At 42.6% G+C, this 24,471-nt stretch carries 19 protein-coding genes and 2 rRNA genes; 7 read left to right on the top strand and 14 right to left on the bottom strand.

Translation table 11 applies throughout. From position 1 onward, the window contains the following. Positions 1-99: 99 nt before the first annotated feature. From rplB to rplC, 4 genes are read right to left on the bottom strand one after another with little or no spacing between them, the layout of a single operon-like run. Positions 100-924: a 50S ribosomal protein L2 gene (gene rplB, locus VIN08_RS22520; protein ID WP_331970123.1), complete on the bottom strand. Its 825-nt coding sequence runs from the start codon at positions 922-924 to the stop codon at positions 100-102. Positions 925-934: 10 nt separating this feature from the next. After that, positions 935-1,222 carry a 50S ribosomal protein L23 gene (gene rplW, locus VIN08_RS22515; RefSeq protein ID WP_331970120.1) on the bottom strand — a complete coding sequence of 96 codons (288 nt, stop codon included), beginning with the start codon at positions 1,220-1,222 and terminating at the stop codon, positions 935-937. Beyond that, a complete protein-coding gene (rplD, locus tag VIN08_RS22510) occupies positions 1,222-1,854 on the bottom strand; it encodes a 50S ribosomal protein L4 (protein ID WP_331970117.1) in 633 nt (210 codons plus the stop codon). Before rplD ends, rplW begins: the two co-directional genes overlap by 1 nt. Then, on the bottom strand, positions 1,854-2,486 hold the full coding sequence (gene rplC, locus VIN08_RS22505; protein ID WP_331970115.1) for a 50S ribosomal protein L3: 633 nt from the start codon (positions 2,484-2,486) through the stop codon (positions 1,854-1,856). Before rplC ends, rplD begins: the two co-directional genes overlap by 1 nt. A gap of 414 nt (positions 2,487-2,900) precedes the next feature. Between rplC and VIN08_RS22500 the strand changes: the two genes are divergently transcribed. Together VIN08_RS22500 and VIN08_RS22495 are read left to right on the top strand one after the other, a co-directional pair. Then, entirely contained in the window at positions 2,901-3,911 is a 1,011-nt protein-coding gene (locus VIN08_RS22500; protein WP_331970112.1) for an iron ABC transporter permease, read from the top strand. Then, entirely contained in the window at positions 3,908-4,870 is a 963-nt protein-coding gene (locus VIN08_RS22495) for an ABC transporter ATP-binding protein (RefSeq protein ID WP_331970109.1), read from the top strand. Before VIN08_RS22500 ends, VIN08_RS22495 begins: the two co-directional genes overlap by 4 nt. Here the strand turns inward: VIN08_RS22495 and VIN08_RS22490 are convergent. After that, complete coding sequence (locus tag VIN08_RS22490; RefSeq protein WP_331970107.1) at positions 4,840-5,502, bottom strand: hypothetical protein; 663 nt, start codon at positions 5,500-5,502, stop codon at positions 4,840-4,842. The genes VIN08_RS22495 and VIN08_RS22490 overlap by 31 nt on opposite strands. 17 nt (positions 5,503-5,519) lie before the next feature. Beyond that, complete coding sequence (locus tag VIN08_RS22485) at positions 5,520-8,939, bottom strand: hypothetical protein (protein WP_331970105.1); 3,420 nt, start codon at positions 8,937-8,939, stop codon at positions 5,520-5,522. A gap of 248 nt (positions 8,940-9,187) precedes the next feature. Here VIN08_RS22485 and glgP point away from each other — a divergent pair, with 248 nt between their 5' ends. Then, positions 9,188-10,837: an alpha-glucan family phosphorylase gene (gene glgP, locus VIN08_RS22480; protein ID WP_331970102.1), complete on the top strand. Its 1,650-nt coding sequence runs from the start codon at positions 9,188-9,190 to the stop codon at positions 10,835-10,837. Positions 10,838-10,908: 71 nt separating this feature from the next. On the opposite strand, the gene VIN08_RS22475 is transcribed toward glgP, so the two are convergent. The 6 genes from VIN08_RS22475 to VIN08_RS22450 form a co-directional block, all read right to left on the bottom strand. Beyond that, the gene (locus tag VIN08_RS22475; RefSeq protein WP_331970099.1) at positions 10,909-13,596 is read right to left on the bottom strand and encodes a vWA domain-containing protein; all 2,688 of its coding nucleotides are present in this window, start codon (positions 13,594-13,596) and stop codon (positions 10,909-10,911) included. Positions 13,597-13,709: 113 nt separating this feature from the next. Beyond that, positions 13,710-14,996: an adenosylmethionine--8-amino-7-oxononanoate transaminase gene (bioA, locus tag VIN08_RS22470; protein WP_331970096.1), complete on the bottom strand. Its 1,287-nt coding sequence runs from the start codon at positions 14,994-14,996 to the stop codon at positions 13,710-13,712. After that, positions 14,989-15,597: a dethiobiotin synthase gene (gene bioD / locus VIN08_RS22465; protein ID WP_331970093.1), complete on the bottom strand. Its 609-nt coding sequence runs from the start codon at positions 15,595-15,597 to the stop codon at positions 14,989-14,991. The genes bioA and bioD overlap by 8 nt, the downstream gene beginning before the upstream one ends. Before the next feature lie 19 nt (positions 15,598-15,616). Next, a complete protein-coding gene (locus VIN08_RS22460; protein WP_331970090.1) occupies positions 15,617-16,756 on the bottom strand; it encodes an 8-amino-7-oxononanoate synthase in 1,140 nt (379 codons plus the stop codon). A gap of 62 nt (positions 16,757-16,818) precedes the next feature. Then, positions 16,819-17,676 (bottom strand): SDR family oxidoreductase, encoded by an 858-nt coding sequence (locus tag VIN08_RS22455; protein ID WP_331970089.1) that lies wholly within the window; start codon positions 17,674-17,676, stop codon positions 16,819-16,821. A gap of 123 nt (positions 17,677-17,799) precedes the next feature. Then, complete coding sequence (locus tag VIN08_RS22450) at positions 17,800-18,894, bottom strand: hypothetical protein (RefSeq protein ID WP_331970086.1); 1,095 nt, start codon at positions 18,892-18,894, stop codon at positions 17,800-17,802. A gap of 202 nt (positions 18,895-19,096) precedes the next feature. Between VIN08_RS22450 and VIN08_RS22445 the strand changes: the two genes are divergently transcribed. The 4 genes from VIN08_RS22445 (at position 19,097) to VIN08_RS22430 (ending at position 23,662) form a co-directional block, all read left to right on the top strand. Further along, a complete protein-coding gene (locus VIN08_RS22445; protein WP_331970084.1) occupies positions 19,097-20,047 on the top strand; it encodes an OmpA family protein in 951 nt (316 codons plus the stop codon). Positions 20,048-20,055: 8 nt separating this feature from the next. Continuing rightward, the gene (locus VIN08_RS22440) at positions 20,056-20,220 is read left to right on the top strand and encodes a PLD nuclease N-terminal domain-containing protein (protein ID WP_331970082.1); all 165 of its coding nucleotides are present in this window, start codon (positions 20,056-20,058) and stop codon (positions 20,218-20,220) included. A 7-nt stretch (positions 20,221-20,227) separates the two neighbouring features. Beyond that, positions 20,228-21,523: an MFS transporter gene (locus tag VIN08_RS22435; RefSeq protein ID WP_331970080.1), complete on the top strand. Its 1,296-nt coding sequence runs from the start codon at positions 20,228-20,230 to the stop codon at positions 21,521-21,523. 78 nt (positions 21,524-21,601) lie between these two features. Beyond that, a complete protein-coding gene (locus VIN08_RS22430; RefSeq protein WP_331970078.1) occupies positions 21,602-23,662 on the top strand; it encodes a tetratricopeptide repeat-containing sensor histidine kinase in 2,061 nt (686 codons plus the stop codon). A gap of 332 nt (positions 23,663-23,994) precedes the next feature. On the opposite strand, the gene rrf is transcribed toward VIN08_RS22430, so the two are convergent. Both rrf and VIN08_RS22420 read right to left on the bottom strand, forming a co-directional pair. Next, positions 23,995-24,106, bottom strand: a 5S ribosomal RNA gene (gene rrf, locus VIN08_RS22425). A 150-nt stretch (positions 24,107-24,256) separates the two neighbouring features. Continuing rightward, positions 24,257-24,471: ribosomal RNA gene (locus VIN08_RS22420) — 23S ribosomal RNA — on the bottom strand; the annotation flags it as partial.

Raw genomic sequence — 24,471 nt, 5'->3', positions numbered from 1 at the left:
AAGTCTTAATAACAGACTTCTTGCCTGATTTTTCCATTGCTTCTACTTTCTTGAGAAGACGGAAGTCACAATACGGTCCCTTCTTAATCGAGCGTCCCATTATTTTTTCCTTCTAGATATAATTAAATTATCAGAATACTTTTTCGGATGGCGAGTCTTCTTACCCTTTGTGTAAAGACCTTTGCGTGAACGAGGGTGACCTCCTGACGCACGACCTTCACCACCACCCATCGGGTGATCAACAGGGTTCATTGCAACAGCACGTGTGCGAGGACGAATACCTCTCCAACGGCTGCGACCTGCCTTACCTACGCTCTCATTCATGTGATCAGCGTTTGATGTAGCACCGATGGTTGCCATGCAAACATCGAGTACGTTACGCATTTCACCTGAAGGCATTTTCAATGTTGCCAAACCGTTTTCACGAGCAAGCAACTGAACAAATGAACCAGCTGAGCGTGCTATAGCACCACCTTTGCCTGGCTTCATTTCCACATTGTGTACAATAGTACCGAGAGGAATTTTAGCAAGTGGAAGAGCATTACCGATTTCAGGAGCTACATCAGCACCTGATACAAGTTGCTGTCCTACTTTCAATCCTTCCGGAGCAATTATATAAGACTTGGAACCATCTACGTAATATAAAAGAGCGATACGGGCAGAGCGTGTTGGATCGTACTCGATTGACTTCACCGTAGCAGGAACACCAGTCTTGTTACGTTTAAAGTCGATCTCACGGATCTTTTGCTTATGACCTCCACCGATATAGCGCATAGTCATACGACCATTGCTATTTCTACCGCCTGATTTCTTTACCGTTTTTACCAGTGACTTTTCAGGCTTCGATGCAGTAATGTCATCGAATGAAGGCGCGAGTCTATGACGCGTACCTGCTGTTACTGGTTTTAATTTCTTCAACGCCATCGTTCAAAAATTATACGTTGCTATAAAAATCAATTACTTCGCCTTGTGCCAGGGTCACAACAGCTTTTTTGTAGCCGGGTCTGCGACCTGAAAGGATACCTGTTTTGGTATAGCGGGTTTTCTTTTTACCCATTACGTTGATTGTATTTACTTTCTCAACGTTTACACCATACTGTTTCTCAACGGCCTTCTTGATCTCAACCTTGTTCGCATCAGCATCAACGATGAAACCGTATTTGCCTTTTTCGTTCAAAGCGGAAACTTTCTCCGTTACTAATGGTTGCTTCAGGATACTCATTATGCTTTATTTAATAGGTTCTCAATTTTAGATACTGAGCTCTCTACAAAGATCACGTTATCAGCATTCATCACATCGTATGTGTTGATCTGATCAGCCGTAGTAACTTTTGTGTTCTGGATATTTCTTCCGGACAGAACGATGTTCTTGTTAGTTTCAGGAAGAACGAGAAGCGTTTTCTTATCGCTCAAAGAAAGAGCATTCAGCAATGAAAGGAATTGCTTGGTCTTTGGTGACTCAAATGAAAAGTCTTCAAGAACAGCAATTGAATTATCTTTTGCTTTATAAGACAGAGCTGACTTACGAGCCAGGTCTTTAACTTTCTTATTCAGTTTGAAAGAATAGTCGCGAGGTGTAGGACCGAAAACACGACCACCACCTTTGAATTGAGGGTTCTTAATGTTACCCGCACGAGCGCCTCCGGTACCTTTCTGTTTCTTCAGTTTTTTAGAAGAACCAGAGATTTCGTTACGCTGCTTCGACTTGTGAGTACCTTGACGTTGATTGGCCAGGAAGCTTTTTACATCGAGGTAAATTGCGTGGTCGTTCGGCTCAATACCAAACACATCAGCAGAAAGAGTAACTTTCTTAGAGGTTGATTTACCACTGTTATTTAATACTGCTACTTCCATTATTTCTGAAGGATTACAGTTGAGTTTTTAGCTCCAGGAAGAGAGCCACTAATTACGATCAGATTCTGATCTGCTATGATCTTTACCACCTGAAGGTTGGTAAGTTTTACGCGATCGTTACCCATGCGGCCAGCAAGACGCTTGCCTTTTGGTACACGTGATGCAAATGAAGCGTTACCCATAGAACCAGGAGCACGAAGTCTGTTGTGCTGTCCGTGAGTTTGCCCGCCTACACCGGCAAAGTTGTGACGCTTTACAACACCTTGAAAACCACGACCTTTGGAGGTACCAATGGCATCAATGAAATCACCTTCAACGAAGATGTCCTGAATACAGATCTCTTTGCCAAGCTCGACCAAACCGTCAAACTCTGTTTTGAAATCACGGAACTCAGCTACATCTCTCTTCGGAGTTGTGTTCGCTTTCTTGAAGTGGCCTATAGCCGCCTTCGTAGTGTTCTTTTCTTTTTTCTCACCAAAAGCAAGTTGCACAGCACGATAACCGTCTGTTCCTTCGCTCTTGACCTGCGTTACGACACAGGGACCAGCCTCGATCACTGTGCATGCTATATTCTCGCCATCGGGGCCGAATATGCTAGTCATTCCTATTTTCTTTCCTATAATGCCAGGCATGGTTGAAACCTTTTAATGCTTGTTTTTCAGGACTTTTTGCGTCCTCGGCACACACTGCTTTAGACTCTTTCTGCAAAAAGGACTGCAAAGATAGGAACTAAAGGGTAGTTACCAAATGTGGGTTTCAAAATTTTCAGGAAATCTGACAGCAATACGCTCATGAATACGGATTTATCCCATAAGTCCTCCAATTCGCTCAAAACACTATATACCTCAGAAATAGTATTTTCTATTAGTTTAATCACCGATGTCAGAATTTTATATTGAATTTAACCGAAAAATATAGCCATAAAGGAATTTTACTACACAGCCCCTTACCATATTCTGAGCATTATTATGCGATCGAAATCAAAACAAAATTTAATTTTGGGGACTGAATTATCATCCAATTCGGGTAGGAAATACAGGATTCTCATGAATAATAACCGCTGGCCGTTTCTTCCATTCTTATTGATCCTGTTGTTCGGTCTCAATCTTTCACTGGGCAGTGTGCATATTCCTTTTCGGGAAATCATTTCTATTCTGACTGGTCATGAAAGCTCGGAACCCGTTTGGAAAGACATTGTCTGGAATTTCAGAATCACAAAAGCGTTGACGTGTGTGCTGGCTGGCGGAGCCCTGGCATTGGCGGGCCTTCAGATGCAGACACTTTTCAGAAATGCACTCGCTGGTCCGGATGTACTGGGACTTAGCTCCGGTGCCAGCTTAGCCGTAGCACTAATCTTTATGAGTCAGGCAGCTGGTCTTCCATTTCTCACAACACCCAGTCCGTGGACAGTGGCCATCGCTGCATCGATGGGATGTACTGCTGTTTTTCTGATCATGCTGGCAATCTCTCGTAAACTTCGCGACAATGTTTCGCTGCTGATTATAGGACTTATGATTGGCGCGGGCACTTCTTCTGTTGTCAGTGTATTACAGTATATCAGTCGGGCGGAAGAAATGCAAACTTACCTGATCTGGACCTTCGGAAGTCTGGGTGGATTAAACTGGCGTGAGTTAACGGTGCTCGGTATAGTTTTATTTGCTGGTGCAGCAATCGCGCTGGGTACATCCAAATCGTTAAATGCATGGATGCTGGGGGATAATTATGCACTGAGCATTGGTATAAATATCAAACGTTCACGATTCTGGATCATTCTTTCCGCGAGTATACTAACGGGAGGGGTAACAGCATTTTGCGGACCTATAGCTTTCGTTGGATTAGCTGTTCCACACCTGGTAAAATTACTTATCCCCACTACGAATCATAAAATTCTAATTCCGATGGTGATGATGGGAGGAGCTGTATTAATGTTATTCTGTGATATACTTTCACAACTCCCGGGCAGTACGCAGGTGTTGCCGATCAATGCCATCACCGCGCTCATAGGAGCCCCGGTGGTGATTGGAGTCATTATGCGCCATTCAAGAATAAATCCATGAGCCAGACCTCCAAGAAAATATTACTCGAAACCAACGGTCTGGCTGTGGGCCATCATGGCTCCGATAAAGCGTTGTTTGAGAATCTGAATCTTTCACTCTGCCAGGGTGAGCTGGTTTGTTTTATGGGCCCAAATGGTATAGGTAAATCTACATTGATCCGAACACTGGCCGGACTTCAGAAAGCATTGAAGGGTACAATTCGTCTCGGTACAAATCTCCATCAGCAGATTGCTGTTGTACTTACCGACAAAGTTGTATCGTCCAATATGTCCGTATACGAATTGATCACCTTTGGTCGCTATCCCTATCTTGATTGGAGCATACGCCTTCGCGAAGAAGACAAGAACATCATTGATGAAGCGATCCGACAAGTACACATCCAACCATTAATTCACAAAAAACTATATCAGTTAAGTGATGGTCAACTCCAGTTGGCAATGATAGCACGTGCCTTGACACAGACCACTCCTATCATTTTGCTCGATGAGCCCACGGCTCATCTTGATCTGAACAATCGTGTAGAAATTATGCGCCTGCTGCGCGATTTAGCCCGACAAACTCATCGCGCTATTTTAGTAGCTACACACGAACTGGATCTTGCTCTGCAGACAGCAGACTATATCTGGCTCACAGGACGAAGCAAGAATATCATAACCGGTATACCGGAAGACCTTGTATTGAATGGTGCCTTTGATGACATCTTTCAATTTAAAGGATTCGATCTCAAGACCGGCAAAGTAACGCAACAAGCGCATCGCGATAAGAGCATCCAGCTTACCGGTGAAGGCGCTGAATATTTATGGACAAAGAATGCACTGGAACGAAGCGGCTTCGTTGTTACCTCCTCTCCTGCTGATATAACCATTGTTATTGAAGGTAATACGAACGCTCTTTCATGGAATGGGAATGGACAACAATTCAATTCTCTTCAGGGCTTGCTGAAATATTTAGGCGATTGATTTTTATCGGGAGCTTTCAATTCAGTTGATGTCCAAAGTCCATCATAATAAGGTGAGTATTTTTTATTAGTCCAGCCTACACGAATACCTCTCGATTTTAATGCCTTGAAAAGATCTTCGAATAACGGACCTTCATTGTCAAAGTAATCGTAATCGAGGCCGAAGCAGTAAAAGCGAAACGAACGCGTTGTAGTAATTTCAATCCATTTATAGTCGAATGGAAAAAACAAATGCATCGTCCAGCGAACTGCTGTTCTAAAAATACCAATCTTGATTTCCTTTCCGGCAGTCTCCGTCCAGTCATGGCGAAACAAAACCTGCTTTATTTGGCGCAACGGAAATGACTGGCGCATCCGAAAGAATAATAATCTGTTCTCTACTTCCAATGTCTGATCAGTGAAAACGAACGTGTGGTTCGTAACGCCAAGGTATATATATACCAGCACCAGATATATAGCGGATGCTAAAATGATCACATTCTTTTCTACAGAAGGAAGACTAAAACCATTGATGAGATATGTTGCAGAAACCAGCACAAAAGCAATTTGCGCATGACTTGTAAACAAGTTTACAAGCGCCCGGATCAGACTGCTATCAAATCGCGTAATATGTTTTAGTTCCTCTCCGCGCATCCCTTTGGCTTAACCCATTATACTCTCAGCTTTCTATTCTTGCCACGCTTTACTCCGCCCATCGCTCCCTGAAGAGCTGATTTAACCCAGTAATTGAAAATTGCTTTATGCTTTATCCGCGACTGGGTTACAGAAGCTATTGCATTCTCTTTGCTGTTCTTCACAATAATACCATCTGCAAGTATAGTGAGCAATTCACTGCCCAGTGTTTTTTTATCAGGTTCGTTGCGGTTCAGTATTTCCAGGTGCAAATTGTCGTAACTGATGATGGCTGTACCGTTTGCTTCTTCTGCATTAGCGGTTATTTGCAAATCATAATCTTTTAAGTAGCCCGATCGCACCTGCACCGAAAGCAATGGCACAAGCGCGCGATTGAGTTTAACAAGGTTAAGATCTTTTACATGCACCTTCAGGTTAAACGAGGCTGTATCGAGTGATTCGTATTGCATATCCAGGTTGCCCTCATCGTATAGCTTGGCAGTTGCATGTAACACAAGCGTTCTGTTTGCATTGAATTTACCCGCAGCTGCAATATCATCCAGCATCACTACACCGGCATTTTCTGTTTTTTCCGATACCTCGGTATAGCGAAGCTTTCCTTTTTTCAGATCAACCGAACTAAGATTTACAAAGTGCGGAAGCTTCAACATTTGTTCGAGTGTAACAGGCTTTTCCTTGTGCGGAAGATCAGGCATGCGTTTATCACGATGTATATCAAAAGAGAAACGATTTACTGACACTGCTACATGGTTCATGATGTGCGACTCTACAAGATCTTCTGTAGAAAAACCTTTCAGCACAATTCCATGAAAACTTGCTCTTATTACATCTTCTTCAAATTGATTCGAGGTGATCCATTCTTCTTTCGGATCAAATACCACTGAGTCCATGCGGAGTGTATTGTCTTTCAATACCACATCATATACTTCTATCTGCATGCGTGGTGTTTCGGAGCGAACAAAAGCACAATTCAATATACCCTGACGAATGTCACCTTCGAGTTTTCCAAAAGAGATTGCTTTATTGTTGTTCCACTGTATAACTCCCGGATGAAAAACAAAATGCTTTACCATGGCAAAGGATACGTCTTTACCTTCGGATGCTTTTGCTTTAGGAGCATTTCTTTCCGATAACCGGAGCAACGGATTATATACTTCGAGTCGGTTAACGGATGGCATATCGTCAGTAGCCAGCTCTGCGTGTAGCATTACCGTGCTATCACAATGAAACAAGGTATTACTATCAAGATCTATTCCGGTAAAACGTGTACGTATACTTCCGATCGACCAATAGTGTTCTTTTGGTTCTATTGTCTCCAACACAAGCTGCGCTGACTGAACATTTACATGATCCTTCACAAACCGTATATCTTTTACCGATATCCGATCCGGGTAATTTACATTCACCTGATTGGCAGACAGTGTTGTCTGCGGCATAGAGAAATTCACGGAAGAAAATTGACCTCGCACCGATTCCAATCTGAACTTATCATCTTGTGACGTAACATTTTTCAATACTATATCTTTACCGGTGCAAGCTATACTCTTATTACCCTTGCGTAGCGACATATTGAGTCGGTTAACCTGAACTTCATCAATCACACCCAACTCGAGTGCGTGCTCTATACTTTCGAGTTTATTACCGGTATGTCGCGGAAGTATACCTTCCATCTCCAGATTTTTTACCTGCAGCACCTGCCAGTGTTTATAGTTTCTTTGAATAGGTTCTGCACCATCCTTGCGGGCGCTGATATCCGTAGCGCGAACATGAAGACTGTCTTTATTTACTTCGATTATAGTAGCATGAAATGATTGCCCATTGAAGTCTATATCTTTCAGCTTCGACTCAAAATGCTTTCGTATGTTTTTGATATAGGCATTATAAAAATGGATGTTGTCGATGTGATACTGAAAATTACCGGCTACATCCTGTTTCAGATTATCCGCACTTACGGAGAGCTTGCTCACCCGAATCGTTCTTACAGAATCGGCATAGTTTATATTTACATTTCGCAGGGAGAGCGATCGTACCCTGATATCGCTCACATCATCTTTGCGCTGCGAGCGCTGCTTAATACGTTCGGGAGTGATGTGTATATCGGCATCCTCAAGACTTAATTCATCGGCATGAAATTTCTTGTCAAACAAAAACATCAACAGGTTAAAATATTTCAGTTTTAGTTTGCCGCAGCGAGCAATGGTTTTCTGTGTTGCCGAATCGTATAGCACCACATCGGTAATTGTGAGGTCGCGATATTTATCAAACAATATAGCATCGCAGTTGAAAGAGAAATTTCTGCGGAGTGCTATAGCAGTGCGATCCAATCCTACTTCCAGTCCACCTACCTGGAAGGTGCTGCTGTCGCGCACAACTTTAAAGGCATATACATTGAAGTTAACATGGGGCAGATCGATCTTTACAGAGTCGCGGTCCTTCTGCACAATCAGGTGTACACGCGCGTCACGAATCACAGTGCTATCAACAGAACATTCACCTATCGCCTGCTTGAGAATGCGTGTGAGCAAATCGCGATCTTTGATCCTGGTTGTATCACGCTTGAGTTTAAACTCCGCTATAACATTAGGATGATCCAGCTCGGCACGTTTTATAGCATACCGCTGATTCTCATAGAGCGCTTTATAGTCGAGCTTTTGCAAAAGCAGCGATCTGCCGGATACTTCCACGCGCGACTGCGATACTGTATCCAGCGAGGCAAATCTGAAATCAGAAAAAAGCAGGTGATGTTTTTTGAAATTAAATTCAATGCCCGAAAAATTCAGTGAAGCTTTCGGAAAAGCCAGTTGTTGTCCGCCCACTTTCAACTGCAGCTGACTGTTGGCTGTAAGGCGCTGAATGTTCCAATGCTCAACCAGCAGATCGATCAACCCTAACCGTATAGATGTTTTTGCCAGGTTATTCATGCCAACGGTAGCCCTGCGGATCGAAAGTGCTTCTATATCAAATCGCCCCAGCAATGATTCGATTGCCGGGTATAGCTTTACCATTTGATAGGTGAGATTGGTACTGGTAGGCTTTACTACAACAGCACGTTGTTGTGCTGCTTCAATTTCAATCTGCGGCTCATCAATGATCAGGTTCTGAATATCAAATTGCCGCACCATCGACATGGAAGCGAGCGAGCCAAATTTTAGCTTCATATAGGGAATGCTCACCTGACGGATGCCGCGTGCGGGTGCTGCCGATGTTCTGCGGATCACAACATCTTTCAGTGTAAAGGTGAGTTCCACCATATCGATGGAAGAATGCCCGATGGAGAGTGCGTATAGCCCGTCCGTTTTAGACTCTACCAGGTCTGATAATGCACGCTTAAATCCATACAGTTTTGCATATACCAGTATACCAAACAGGATAAGCAGCGGGATCATCGCTACAAAAACGCGCATCAGTATTTTCCTGGAAGACTTTTTCAATGGCATCAACTGTTAGCGTGTTGTAATATAGAGAACCAGCCGGGCAAATAAAATGAAGCTTCGTCCTACTTCAGACAACGTTCGGGCAGTTATCATCGCGCGCAGCATCCTCACTTAATTTTTTAACTGACAGGAAATTTAGCAAAACATTTACAATCGTTTGCAGCAAACTCTTGTAAGTTCTTTATTCAGATTTCTGAATCTCTATCCAATCCGTTTTATTAGTTTGTACTTCGTTTTACCGAACCACCCCTATGATCAAACTAAACGAATTATTCCCCTATCAATTCGACAAGAAATATTCCAAGCCTGTAGCCTATTTCTCCATGGAGTTCGCGGTCGATCAACCACTGAAAATCTATAGTGGCGGATTGGGTTTCCTGGCGGGCTCACACCTGCGCAGTGCCTATGAGCTAAAACAAAACATGATCGGCATTGGTATACTTTGGAAGAAAGGATACTACGATCAGGAACGAAACCAGGACCAGACACTGCGGGTAAATTTCCGCGATAAAGATTATTTCTTCCTCACTGATACAAACATTGTTTACCCGATTACTATTCACGGTTCGCGTGTATTTGTAAAAGTATATTTACTCAAGCCCAACGTATTTCATACCGCCCCGTTGTTTTTACTTTCTACCGATATACAGGAGAATGATTACCTCGCACAAACGATCAGTCATCGCTTGTACGATCCCAACGAAACAACCCGTATAGCACAATCTATACTTCTCGGTATAGGAGGCGCGAAGCTGCTGGATATACTGGGACGCGAAACGGAGATATACCACATGAACGAAGGGCACGCTCTGCCAATGTGCTTTTACCTGCTGGATAAATATAAAAGTCTGGACGAAGTAAAGAAGCGTGTAGTATTTACTACGCATACTCCCGAGAAAGCAGGCAATGAAGAACACAGCCTTCCGCTGCTCAACAGCATGAGCTTCTTCAATGGACTTACCATGAAGCAAGTGGATGAATATGTACATCCGGAAAATGGTGTATTGAATTATACCCTCACGGCACTGCGTCTTTCGAAACGCGCCAATGGCGTATCGCAATTGCACGGTGAAGTATCCAGGAAGATGTGGGGCGGTTACAAAGGTATATGCGAGATTACAGCTATTACCAACGCGCAGAATAAAACATACTGGCTGGACGAAGGCTTAGGGGAAGCTCTTGAAAAAGAAGATGACCAGGCGCTGATCAAACGCAAAAAAGAATTGAAATATAAACTCTTTCGCACAGTAGCCAATCAAACCGGCAAACTGTTTGATGAAAATATACTCACGCTGGTATGGGCCAGACGCTTTGCAGCTTACAAGCGCGCCAACCTGTTGATGGCAGACTATAATCGCTTTCTGCGTATAGCGCAGAACACGAAATATCCTATACAAATTATCTGGGCCGGTAAACCTTACCCGGAAGATTATGGTGCGATCAACATCTTTAACGAGATATACTGGAAGACACGCGATTTACCTAACTGTACCGTTGTAACAGGCTATGAACTTTGGCTGTCTGGCCATTTGAAAAAAGGCTCTGACTTGTGGCTGAATAACCCGAGGCTATATCATGAAGCATCGGGTACATCGGGTATGACGGCCGCGATGAATGGTTCGGTGAATGTTTCCATTCCTGATGGCTGGGTGCCTGAATTTTCCAAGCATGGCAAGAATGCTTTTATTATCGATACAGCAAACGACCAGTTAACTCCAGAATCAAAAGATAAGATCGAAGCAAACGCATTACTCGATCTGCTGGAGAAAGAAATTATACCGATGTATTACGAAGACCCTGCACGCTGGCTCTCCATTGTGAAAACGAGTATGAAAGATGTTCTGCCGTTCTTCGACTCAGGACGAATGGCAGATGAATACTATAGCAAACTCTATAAGTAGTTAATCGTTATTGGTTATACGTTAATCGTTATTAGCAATACGGATAACGTGTAACTATTAACGGATAACGTTTAGCGGTTAATCCGTTTTGCCTTCGCTTCGCGTATCAGGTTCAGCTCTACATTTTCCCTGGTAATATGTGCATAGTTTCCTTTACCCTGTGTGGCCAGGCCCTCTAATGTTTTGGATGAGCCCGTGCCTTTACCAAAATTGAAGATGGTGAGAAATATATCTTCACCGGAAAATTGACGGATCAGTTGCAACGTCTCTTCCGCAGTAGCAAACTCACCGTCTGTTGCTAACACAATACGATTGTTTCCACCCCGGATATAGTTTTCGTCAGCTGTTTTATAGGCAAGCTTTAGTCCTGCGTTACCATCTGTTTTACCGGCCGACTTCAGGTTGTTAATAGCTTTACTAATCTTCGCTTCATCTTTAAATGAAACGGATTCGAGCAGCACTTTGGGTTTATCCGAAAATGCGATGATCGATACTTTATCTTCCGGGCGCATCATGGCAATCATACTTAATACAGCATTCTTTAATAGCGGAAGTTTGTCGGGTGTATTCATAGAACCGGAAACATCCAGCAACAAGATCATATTATTGAGCGCATAGCCTTCCATGGAATGAAGGTCTTCTCCGGCAGCCGGTATATATACGGTGTCGCGCTTTACGATATATACTGTATCGTGCTGCACTCCAACAGTGGATGTATTTTTCGTTGCAGGTTGTTGTTGCTGCGGTTGTGTTACAGGCGGTTGCTCCTGCTTCTTTACAACGGCAGGGTTACCCGTTTCTTTATTCGAAGACACTGCCTGGGGATACCTGATGAAAAATAATTCGGGCTGATGTATCGTTGGCAGATGTTGCACCGATGTTGACAGCTCGCAAAATTTATTATAGTCATCTACAATGTCATTGTAATGATATACCATTCTATGATAGGGATGTTCATACCGTGATGCATTTGCTGGTTTCAACTCCTTTAATGCTTCACTCAGCGAACGAGATGTTTCCGGCAGATCTTCGTACGGTGTATAAGGACAAAGTCCATTGCTACGACCGATCTTCTGGATGCCTTTCATATTATCATACTCTTTCGCTATCACATCACGCACTGCTGCATCTATAGCAGTTGTAGAAATTACAATAGTGCTGTCGCCAGTATAATAAGCCTTTGCCTGAAACAATGCATCGTGATCTAACTGGGCAAGATTGCGTAGTACACGACCGGAAATATACCACGAGCTGGATGGGTTAGCTGCAGGATAAGCATCAAACACACTTCGCACATCCTGGTATAGCAGTTCCTTGCGTTTATCCCATTCACTGAATAAAATTTTCAGACGTTCCAGCGCAGTATATATACCCGCTACATGATCTTTCTCGTATGCACGTTCGCTCACCGTTACGGCTATGAATGCACTAAGTTCATCCAGTTCTGTAAGGATGCGCAGTAATACTTCCGCCTGATCATTTATAGCTTTTGCTACAGCCGGAGGTAAATTCTTGCTATCGGCAATCGCTTTTTGATATTCTGCTTTCGGTATATGAAAGTCTTTATAATCGAAGTGTAAGGGACCGTGCTTCTCGTATGATTCCAATGTTTTGAAGTACGCTGCGCTTGAACTGAAGTTCTCCAGTGTGGATTGAAGATTTCGTGTTTGCCACCATGTTTCGTTGATATATGCTATATAGTTCAACAAGGCTTCATATTGCAATTTCGACAAGGAAGTTTTCTGTGGCGCTATCGATACGGGTATGCGAGGAATATCTACAAAGGGTTTAGTCTGTATAGCAGATGAAGCCGGCTCCGAACGAATTTCAAAGAGCGGAAAGTACTGTATCATTTTCAATCCATAATAGCCATCGTTCGTAGCAAACTGGATGAAACTGTTATAATCAGAAGTAAGTGTACCATTCAAGTAATTGATCAGGTCGAGGTATACATCATTACTATGTTTGTCTGATTTGCGCGCTTCAAAGTTATAGTCGTTTAATCCGCTTCGCTGTATCTCCAGTACGGCAGCCAGATTACCCTGAAAAGAATTCCACATACTGGAGGCAGGATACTTCAACGCAGGTTTCATTTTCTGCATAGCCGTTATCTGCTGATCGGTTTCAAGTATAGTTTGTTCTAATTTATCTACTGGCCATCCGGTATGTATATCTTCCTGCAAATTCATCGTCCAGGCATCCAGCATATTTCGCTGATGCAAAATTTCGTTCCGCATAAAATTATCCGCAGTTCTATAGGCTGCCGAAGATGGTTGCATTTTACTATATACCGATTCTAATTCTTTCTGCAATGCACGCTGTTTCTGCTGATAGTCGCGCAGCAATTGTGGCAAAGCACGAATCATCTCTCCTGCCTTTGCAAAATTATCCTGCTTATAGTCTTCGAGCTTGTGGTAGGTATCCAGCGCTTTACATTGCCCATCGATCTTTTCCGCAACCGCACGCAAATCTTTCAATTTACTGCTAAGTACAGGTGATAGATTCTTACCGAGATTTATTGCTATGGTATAATAGTAATCATCCAGTTGCACCGGGCAAGTATACCTTGGTGCGCCCCATGAACGTTGCTGTTGCAACGAAGGATAGTACGCCACTATTGACTGCACCACTCTGTTTACTTCGCTGGCAGATTGATTAGCATAATCAACATAGGCATTCAATGCTTTTTGCTGAGCAGCCGTAATGGGTTGCGCCATTGAAAGCACCGGGCAAAAAAGAAGCAGGTATATAAATCGCATATTCGAACTTACTAAAGTCTCGTATAAATACGAAACCGGAACGATGAGGTTCCGGTTTCGTTTATCCCAATACTTCCTGATAGGATGACAATGCTATATATACTTCTCTTGCGTTATCTCTCCAGCATATCCAGAAACGCACGGATTACCGTATATACTTCCTGCAGTTGTTCATTGGTAATAACGTATGGAGGAAGAATGTAAATAATGTTTCCCAACGGACGCAGTAAAACATTTCTCTCCATAAAGAACGGATAGATCATCTTGCGAATCTCATTCTCATAAGAAGTCTTCGTATCCGTCTTGATCTCGAGGGCGAGAAACGTACCAAGCGATCGCACAGTAGCTACTGCGTTGTGATGCAGCAGTTCGCTGGCAAAAGCACGATGTTGACTGGCGATACGTTGTATATTCTGCTGGCATTCTTCAGCAACCAGGAGATTGAAGCTGGCGTTAGCCGCAGCACAGGCTATAGGATTGGCCGTATAGGAATGCCCGTGAAAAAACGTCTTCAGAAAATCGTCCGTCTGAAAGGCTTCCTGTATTTTATCAGAACACGTAGTTACACCCAACGGCATAGTTCCTCCTGTTATACCTTTCGACAGTGCCATGATGTCGGGCTTAACCAGACAATAATCGGAAGCGAAATATTTCCCTGTACGGCCAAAGCCTGTCAGTACTTCATCAGCTATACAGATCACATCATTCGCCTGTGCTTCTGTTAACAAGTCGTTGAGAAGAGATGCCGAGTACATGCGCATACCTCCAGCTCCTTGCACAAGTGGCTCATAAATAAAAGCTGCTACATCGCCATCTTCTATCAATTCACAAAATTGTTCCAGTATATGTTCTTCGCGACCAGCTTCCGGAAAATCAATAAATATAGTTTCGAACAAATGCGACTGGAACGGATTGGTAAATATACCACGCTCTCCTACCGACATAGAACCAAACGTATCGCCATGATAGGCGCCATCTATAGCAATAATCTTTTTGCGCGGTATACCTTGATTATACCAATACTGAAGTGCCATCTTCAATCCAACTTCTACAGCTGTGCTGCCATTGTCAGAAAAAAATATACGCGATTGGTTAGGTGGTAAAATGGAAAGTAAATTCTTGGATAACCGAATAGCGGGCTCATGTGTAAATCCGGCAAAGATCACGTGCTCAAGTTTCCCGGCCTGCTCGGCTACAGCTTTCGCTATAGTTTGATTACTATGTCCATGTATATTTACCCACCATGATGATACCGCATCAATGATCTTCCGTCCATCGTCTGTATGCAGATATACTCCTTCTGCAGCAGTAATCATAACAGGCTCCACTCCGCCAACCAGTGGCGTAAACGGATGCCATATATTTTTTTTATCGAGTTCTTTCAGATTTAAATTATCCATTCCAGTTTTCATTTAGCAGGCGAGCATAACGCTTCACAGTTTCTTTATCGATTGTTTCCTCCCGCGGTATATGTAACAGGCAACGCAATCCGGAATGACGCAGAATGATCCGCTCGCTCTCAGGATTTGATTGACCGTTGAATATAATTCCCTTTACAGGCAAGTCTCTTTTCTTCAGTGCTTCTACCGTAAGCAAAGTATGATTGATACTGCCAAGGTATAGGTCGGCCACCAATACAACAGCATCTGCTACTTTAGATGCTATATCAATCACAAAGTCATTATCATTCAGCGGAACAAGACAACCTCCAGCACCTTCTATTACCAGATCTTTTTTAGTAGCCGGTTTTTGAAATGCCTGCAGAGAGATTGTAACACCATCTAACGCAGCGGCTGCGTGTGGCGATGCCGGTGTGTTCAACAAATAGGCTTCCGGAAAAATTATAGCATCCGTGCTGATCAGTTTTTTTACCGTGTCAGCATCACGAGGTAATCCCGCCTGAACGGGTTTCCAATAATCAGCCTGCAGTGCCTCACAGAGTATAGCGGAGACAAATGTTTTACCACTGTCGGTATCAATAGCCGTTACAAAATAATTCATGCGGAAAGTTAAGCGTAAATTATGAATGCCCGACTGTCTCCATCGATCTTAACACAACAGACAGTTCTTCAATTTGCTGTGCCGTATTAAAAGCGTGGAGACAAATACGCAACCGCTCGGTGCCTTTGGGTACAGTAGGCGAAAGTATAGGCCTCACATCAAAACCTTTCTGTTGCAACGCGTGGGCTACACTGCGCACATGATCATTGCCGGGATATACTGCGGTTTGAATAGCACTCGCACTGATGGTTTTGTTTGGCAGGTCGCGTGTAGCGTGCAGGTATAATTGTATATTCTTCTTCAGTTGTTCCTGTGTCTGTATATTTTCCTGCAGATAACGAAACGCACAATCAATAGCTACAACACTATGCGGAGGCAATGCTGTAGTATAGATAAAAGGTCTTGCAAAATTGATGAGGTAATTCCGAAGTTCATCAGAGCCTGTTACACAGGCACCATGTATCCCCATGGCTTTGCCAAAGGTATATATACGCACCGCAATACGATCATGAACATTCAGCGACACTGCCAGGCCACTTCCTTTCTCTCCCGTAACGCCTGTGCTATGCGCTTCGTCTACAATAATAAAGGCATTGTATTTTTCAGCAAGTGTTATTAATTCCTGTAAGGGGCAAGCATCGCCATCCATGGAGTATATCGACTCTACAGCAATGAAGATATTTCCTTCTGAGCGTTTTAGTTTTGCTTCCAGATCGTTCAGGTCATTATGACGAAAACTGAAGCGCTTCGCCATACTTAGCCGCGTACCATCTTTGATGCACGCATGTGCCAACTCATCGTATAGTATAGTATCACCGCGTTGAGGTAACGATGAGAGCACGGCCAGGTTGGCGCTATAGCCGGAGTTAAAGATCAATGCAGCCTGTGCATGAAATATACCGGCAAGTGTTGACTCTACTTCTTCGTAGTAGGAATTGTTACCCGCCAGCAGCCGCGAACCCGTAGCTCCGTTACTCCTGGCGGGAAGTGTATTCAGTTTTTGATGGATTGCGTTAAACAAATCTTCTGAACGCGCCAGTCCGAGGTAATCATTCGAAGTAAAATCAATCAACCCCGAAGTATGCTTCAGCGTACGCAGCAATCCTTCTTCTTCACGCGCCTTTAACCTCTTGGATAATTCTTTCTGTAACCGATCCATGCCCAAAAATACAAATCACTTCGCATCTATAGCAGGATATATTTCAGGAAAGAACAGCGAGGTTATTTACCACGCATTTTCTCCAATGCATCCCACATCGGCTCGGGTATCGTTTCCAGGTGACTGAATTCTCCTCCGTTGCGCAGCCACTCGCCACCATCGATGGTAATCACTTCACCGTTTACATATGCAGAATAATCCGACATCAAATAGGCCGCAAGGTTTGCAAGCTCTTGGTGGTCGCCAACACGTTTCAGTGGAACGCGTTGAGCAGGATCAAATTTTTGTACGAGATCGCCCGGCAACAAACGGCTCCATGCACCTTCTGTAGGGAAAGGTCCCGGTGCTATAGCATTGCTTCTTATTTTATACTTTGCCCATTCTACTGCAAGCGATCTTGTTAATGCCAGCACACCCGCCTTACCACAAGCCGAAGGCACTACATAACCTGAGCCCGTCCATGCATAGGTTGTTACTATATTTAAAAATACACCGGGTTGTTTTTTCTCGATCCAGTTCTTGCCGGCTGCCAGTGTAGTATAGTATGTTCCTTTCAATACTATATCTACTACAATATCAAACGCGCGGTGCGATAGGCGCTCCGTTGGACTAATAAAATTTCCGGCTGCATTATTCAACACACCATGTATCTGTCCGAACTGCGCTTCAGTTGTTTTAATAAGATTTTCGATCTCTTCGTACTTGCGTATATCGCACGATACGGTTAACACTTTGCCACCGGTCTCTTTCATCAGCTCATCGGCTGTTTTATCCAGTACTTCTTTTTTGCGACTGGTGATGACCAGGTTAGCACCGAGTTCCAAAAAATATTTACCCATCGACCGGCCGAGTCCTGTACCGCCACCGGTAATAATAATTGTTTTATCTTTTAAGCTTCCTGGTTTTAACATTCCTTCCATGACGTTGGTTATTTTTAGATGAATGAATGTAGTGAATAAGTATATCTTTCCTAACAGTCATTCAAAAAAGAAAATAAAAAAGGAGCTGTTGTGCAGCTCCTTCAATTATCCCATTACTATAGATTAGCTATTGCTTTCAAAATCATCTTTCAGATTTTCAAGCTCATCTACTACAGGCTGAAGAACGGTTTCGAGTTTTTCTTTCGACCCATCGGTATATTGCAGGTATGGCACGTAGGCACCATTCTCATCTACATGAATAATATCGCCAAGCTTTTTATCACCATCATATAGTGCAGCCTGAACTACATTATTCCAGTTGATCTCCTGTTTATTCAACTCTTCTCCGTTGATAAGACCTTGTACCTTAAGATTTTTAAATTGCAGATAACCTTCAACACGCGTCAGACTTTCTTCCGACTTCGAACTGTCCTTATACTTCAGGGTTGTGACTGCACCGATCAATGTCTGTTGATTTTGCAACAACGATATATTGATATAGGATGATGTAGCAGCACTATCATCAAACTCTATATCCAGTTTATAGGGACTTACACTAAGCACGAGCGATGCTGATAACGGGAAGCCTTCATCGTTCCATGCTGCTTCCAGGTAAACGGATGCTACTTTTACATCATCGGCATATAGATCAGCGTTAAGGAGTGTAGGTTCATAATAGGTCTCCTGTGATTCTTCATCAAAAAATTCCTTCTCGCTATATCCCTTGAGGGTAAGAAGAGCATTGTTGGATTCCGATCCTTCGGTAGGAAAATGTATTTCAATCACTTCAGCATCACCGGTGCGTTCAAATTCACCAGCTTCACCAACTGAAGGATTCCAGGTATATATACCGAGGTTATCTTCGAAGTTAAAGGATTCTTCAGCAATGCGGTCCGCTTCGTTTGTACGAAATATCTTCTTCAGATCATTACCTTTTTGTTTGAAATAGTGTCTGAGTTTGTTACGATCTGCAGCCTGTCTTCCGAAAGGATCATCTGTGTCTACAAGATCAAATAAATTCCGAATGGTCTTCAGTCCTTCTGTGTTTGAGAGATTTTGCAGATCCGTTTTGGCGCTTGCATTAAACGAAGCAATGGATGCTTTGGCATCTTCTTTCGATGCATTGTTATTGTCTGTCGCATCATCATTATCGCACGAGGCAAATCCAATAACAGTGGCCAGGGCTGCGGCCGAGAACAGTCTTTTAGTGATCATCATATAAGGGTTTTATTAAGAAAAAATTAGTTTCAGGTAACCGCTAAAAATTTCGATAGCTCCTTTTACGGAGAACAGGTTCAGGAAGGTTCCGAAATTTTTCAATTTCAGATTTGAGCATTTAGACACAATCGTGCTGCGGATGGTTGTAAGTAAATAATAATTATTAATTTGGGTCTCTATTTTTTGAATTTCTACGCTAACCATGAAGAAGCATCTATTACTTCCATTTTTTATCTGTCTCATTTTTTCATCGTGTATTGTCAGCAAGAAAAAGTATGACGAACTGCTGGCACAGAAGATACGCACCGAAGCAGACCTTGCAGACCGCTCTGCACAACTAGACAAAGCGAATTTGAACCTCGACTCTTTATCGCAAGTACTCAAGAAACTAAAAGAAGACACCACCAGTCTCGGAATTGAAAAACGAAATAAAAGTCAGCGCCTGGCTGAACTCGAGAAAGAACACAGCAAGTTGAACAACAACTATAAGAACCTGGTAACAAGCAGTGGCAAACAGACGCGCGATCTAGTTCAGCAACAAGAACAACTCCTGGCAATACAACAAAACCTGGAGAAGACGCGCAAAGAGAATGATTCACTCAGCAATAGTTTAGCAGAACGTGAAAAGAAAGTAAAAGAACTGGAGCAGGTATTGGCCAGTAAAGATAAAGCTGTGCAAGACCTGAAGACCAAGATCAGCAACGCGCTCCTGAATTTTAAAGAGAACGACATTACAGTGAAGGTAAAGAACGGCAAAGTATATGTTTCGCTTGCCGAACAATTACTCTTCGGTTCCGGCAGTATAGATGTAGATACTAAAGGAGTAACGGCTTTACAACAACTGGCTAAAGCTATAAAAGATCAAAAGGATATAAACATTATGGTGGAAGGTCATACTGACAATGTTCCTATCTCGAAGAAGTCGCAGTATATGCAGGACAACTGGGATCTGAGTGTGATGCGTGCTACATCTATCACCAGGATATTGACAAAGGCAGGTGTATCACCCAAGCAAGTTACAGCATCGGGTCGCGGAGAGTTTATGCCACTGGCTGCCAATGATACAGATTTGAATAAACAAAAGAACAGAAGAACGGAAATCATCATCACACCAAACCTGGATGAACTGTTCCGTATTCTCGAAAACAATTAATACTATATATGGGAAGGCTCATTTCTTTACTGATCCTGGTTATTGATATACTGGCTATAGTAGATGTAGTGCGCAGTAATAAATCCAATAACAAAAAAGCATTGTGGGTTGTTTTGATTGTTTTACTTCCCATCGTTGGACCGATCTTATACTATATTATAGAAAAGAAGTAGAGTATATATGTCTGAGAATAAATTCAAACCGCTCTGGAGTCTTCCGGTAATTGTTGCTGCACTCGGATATTTCGTAGATATATACGATCTGCTTCTTTTCAGCATTGTAAGGAAACCGAGTCTCATTTCACTCGGAGTGCCGGAAGACCAATTACTCAACCAGGGCGAACATTTACTGCGCATACAGATGGCAGGCTTACTGGTAGGTGGAATTATCTGGGGAATTATGGGAGACAAGCGCGGACGATTGTCTGTGTTGTTTGGATCGATCATACTATACTCACTGGCCAACATTGCCAATGGATTTGTTACCTCTGTTGATCAATATGTAGTACTCCGATTTATAGCAGGTATAGGTCTAGCCGGTGAACTTGGTGCCGGTGTTACACTTGTTTCAGAATCATTACCACCTAACCTTCGCGGCTATGGAACAACCATTATTGCAACGGTAGGATTGATGGGTGCTGTTGTTGGAAATTTAGTATCGCAGATCAAATTAACAGCAGGCTCTTTCGAATCGTGGCAAATCTCCTATTTCGTTGGAGGCGCCATGGGATTATTATTGTTGATAGCACGCGTAAGTGTTCTTGAATCAAGTGTATTTCTGCGAACCAAAGAACAAAAAATTGTACGCGGTGATTTTCTTCAGTTGTTCAAAAAGAAGTCGCGCTTTATCAAATTCATCGGCTGTATATTTATAGGATTACCTATATGGTATACCATTGGTATACTGGTAACCTTCTCGCCTGAGTTTGCTGCTGCATTGTCCATCAACGGAACTATACTTACCGGAAATGCTATCATGTATAGCTATATAGGCCTCGCCGTAGGCGATATCATCAGCGGATTTGCCAGTCAGTTGCTGAAAACACGAAAGAAAGTAGTTTTAGTTTCCATTTTGCTCACGCTTGCATTTATAGTGACCTATCTCTTTATGCCAGTAAGAGACGCAGACTTCTTTTACTTCATGTGTTTTATACTGGGATGTGGCATTGGTTATTGGGCATTATTTGTAACTATAGCTGCAGAGCAGTTTGGCACAAACCTGCGCTCGACAGTGGCTACATCAGTTCCTAATTTTATTCGCGGTACAGTTATACCTCTTACATTACTGTTCAAATTTCTTCGCGACAGTATACATGAACACTACACACCATCATTTGGCGATGTTCAGGCTAAAAGCACTGGTATGATCTATGGTGCGCTGATCGTTGGTATCTTTACTATTATTGTGGCATTGCTGGCTTTTCGATTGATTGATGAAACATACGGCCGTGATCTGAATTTTGTAGAAGAGGACTAATCCTTTTCTGTTTACACTTTACGTTTGGGAAATAGTAACTTTATTCCAATCTTTCTATTCATAAAGCCCCTAGCTGTAGTGAATAAAACAGTCATTATCCTTTCCTGTATCCTGTTGTGCTGGACATCTTCCTACTCTCAAAATATTCGGTTAATTGATAGTCTGAAAGCAAGTATAAAGCAATCAGCAGAAGACAAACGCAGATTTGAATTACTTAATGACCTGGCCTGGGAATACCGCTGGGCCTCACCTGACAGCACAATTCTTTACTCGAAAAAAGCTCTTACACTCGGCAGAAAGTTAAATCTATCTAAAGGCTTAGCAGAATCACTGAATTTTATAGGCGTTGCCTATAACTATAAAGGCGACCGTATAAGCGCTTTTGAATCTTTTGATGAAGCACTTCGTGTTTCGGTAGATCAAAAAGACTCTGCACAGATAGCACACACCAACAACAACCTCGGTCGATTATTCTTTGAACAGGGACTTCTTTCTCGATCGTATGAATATTTCATCCGGGCTTTATCGTTATTTGAAGCAATCAACGACCCTTCCGGATTAGCTTATACCTATCAGAGCCTTGCTGCGCTCTATAAATTACAACATGATTATATTAAGGCAGAAAGCAATTATCTGAAGGCTTATAAGATTAGACTAACACTTCACAACACCCGCGATATAATGTCGGCACTCGGGCAACTGGGTAGAATGGCGCAAGAGATCGATCAACATGATAAAGCCTTGCATTATCTGCATCTGGCTGATTCTGCCGGCCGCATTATAAATGATGAGATCAACCTGGCTGACATCAAAACCTATATATCGGAAAGTTATCTGAGTAAAGGCTTACTGCGCGAAGCCGAAGCCATCTGTATGGAAGGCCTGGCTGTTATACTTAAAAAGAATACTGTGCGCATGTTACCACAAGCCTACATTACCATGGGGCAGATCAAGTTTGCTAAAAATGAATTAGCGGAAACAAAAAGGTATTTGAATATGGCGTTGGAGATGGCGGCACGCTCCAACGATCTGTCATCTAAGATGGAAGCTTACTACTGGCTCTGGAAGTTATCAGAAAAGCAGCACGATAAAATAGGAGGACTTCAAAATCATAATCACTATTTGATTCTGAAAGATTCCATTAAAGATCTTGACCTGACCAGACAAGTAGAACGACTGCAATTTGAAATTGAGATACAGCGAAAAGAACAGGAGAATAAATTATTAAAGGCCAATCACGAAACAAATGAAGCGATCATTCAGCAACAAAAGCTTCAGAACATTGTATTGATCGTTATCATAGCCTTTGTTAGTATACTTGGCTTGGTGCAATGGCGCAATGGTAAAAAGCGCAGAGAGATTAATGAGAAGCTGGCGCAACAAAATCAGTTCATTCAGAATCAGCGTGCTGAGATCGTTGAGCAAAATGAAAAACTCTCTCGCAGAAACCAAGAGCTCTCTGATCTGAATCATGAAAAAGATACTTTAATGAGTATTGTAGCACACGATTTGAAATCTCCGCTCAATCGAATTAAAGGTATAGCGGACCTCATGGAAATGGAAGGAACGCTAAATGAAGATAATAGAGGCTATGTGCAAATGACAAAAGATGCAACTCAGGCAGGGTTGGATCTTATAAAAGACTTGTTAGATGTACACATGCTCGAAGAAAATGCGGAGCCAAACTACTCAACCTTTGATATCAGCAGGTTTATGTCCGATAAGATCGAATCGTTCAATCCGTCTGCTGAATCTAAGAGTATACATCTGCACATCAGCCGTATTGTAAATGAAGAGATCAGTATAGATGCGGCATACTTGCATCGTATTGTTGACAATCTTATTTCTAATGCTATCAAGTTCTCTAAGAAGAATTCAGCTATAGATGTTTCTGCGGGGCGATCCAATTCACATTTCTGGATTTCAGTGAAAGATCAAGGACCGGGTTTCTCTGAAAAAGACAAGATACATCTCTTTCAAAAATTCAAGAAGCTAAGCGCACGTCCTACTGCTGGAGAGACTTCGAACGGGTTAGGCCTTGCAATAGTAAAAATATTAGTTGACCGTTTAAAAGGCGACATCGAATTAATATCCGAATCAGGAAAAGGTAGTGAGTTTATCATCAAGTTTCCCGTATAGTATATCTGATAAGTTCTTTAACAGATATTGATTATTTTTTTACAACTACTTTCGGAGATGTACACTACCATAATAAAATATTTCAGAAATACTCTACGATTCCAGTGATCACCTCGGATGATGTTATCCTCTAAGGCGGTTGCTTTTATTTAGTGCATTTGATTGAATCTACTCTCAATCGTTCTGATCTTCGGATCAGTTCAGATATAGTCCATTAGCATAGGTTTTCAGGCTTTGGTCGATGGATATTGAGCGGTATCGAGAAGATATGATAGGCAGGCATAAAAAGAAAAAAGCCTTTGGAAGATTTCCAAAGGCTTAGTTTGTAAAAAGAAAGGCAACGACTTACTCTCCCAGGTGTTATCCCAGTACCATCAGCGCTGGTGGTCTTAACTTCTCTGTTCGGAATGGGAAGAGGTGATCCCCGCCGCTATAGTCACCTTAAGATTATTATCCAAGTCCTTCCGACTTAGACCTAATGTCTTTGACATATCTGAAAAAAGAGTAGCGTCAATAAAGATCTGCAGTGAGACGAGCAAGCACATAGTCTTGATCGGTTTCGTTGTGCGGGGATGGCTCTTTTGCAAAGCCACCCCCATTGAAGCGTTCGGGTAATTAGTACTGCTCAGCTTTGACATTTCTGCCTGTACACCTGCAGCCTATCAACGTCATCATCTCTGACGTCCCTTAATGGAAGTCTCATCTTGAGGTGAGTTTCGCGCTTAGATGCTTTCAGCGCTTATCTCGTCCCAACATAGCTACCCGGCAGTGCAGCTGACGCCACAACCGGTACACCAGCGGTTGGTTCA

This window comes from Ohtaekwangia sp. (genome assembly GCF_036568665.1).
In the GTDB taxonomy this organism is placed as follows: Bacteria; Bacteroidota; Bacteroidia; order Cytophagales; family Cyclobacteriaceae; genus Ohtaekwangia.
The sequence above is the reverse complement of the archived record's forward strand: the minus strand, read 5'-3'. Positions and strand labels throughout refer to the sequence as shown.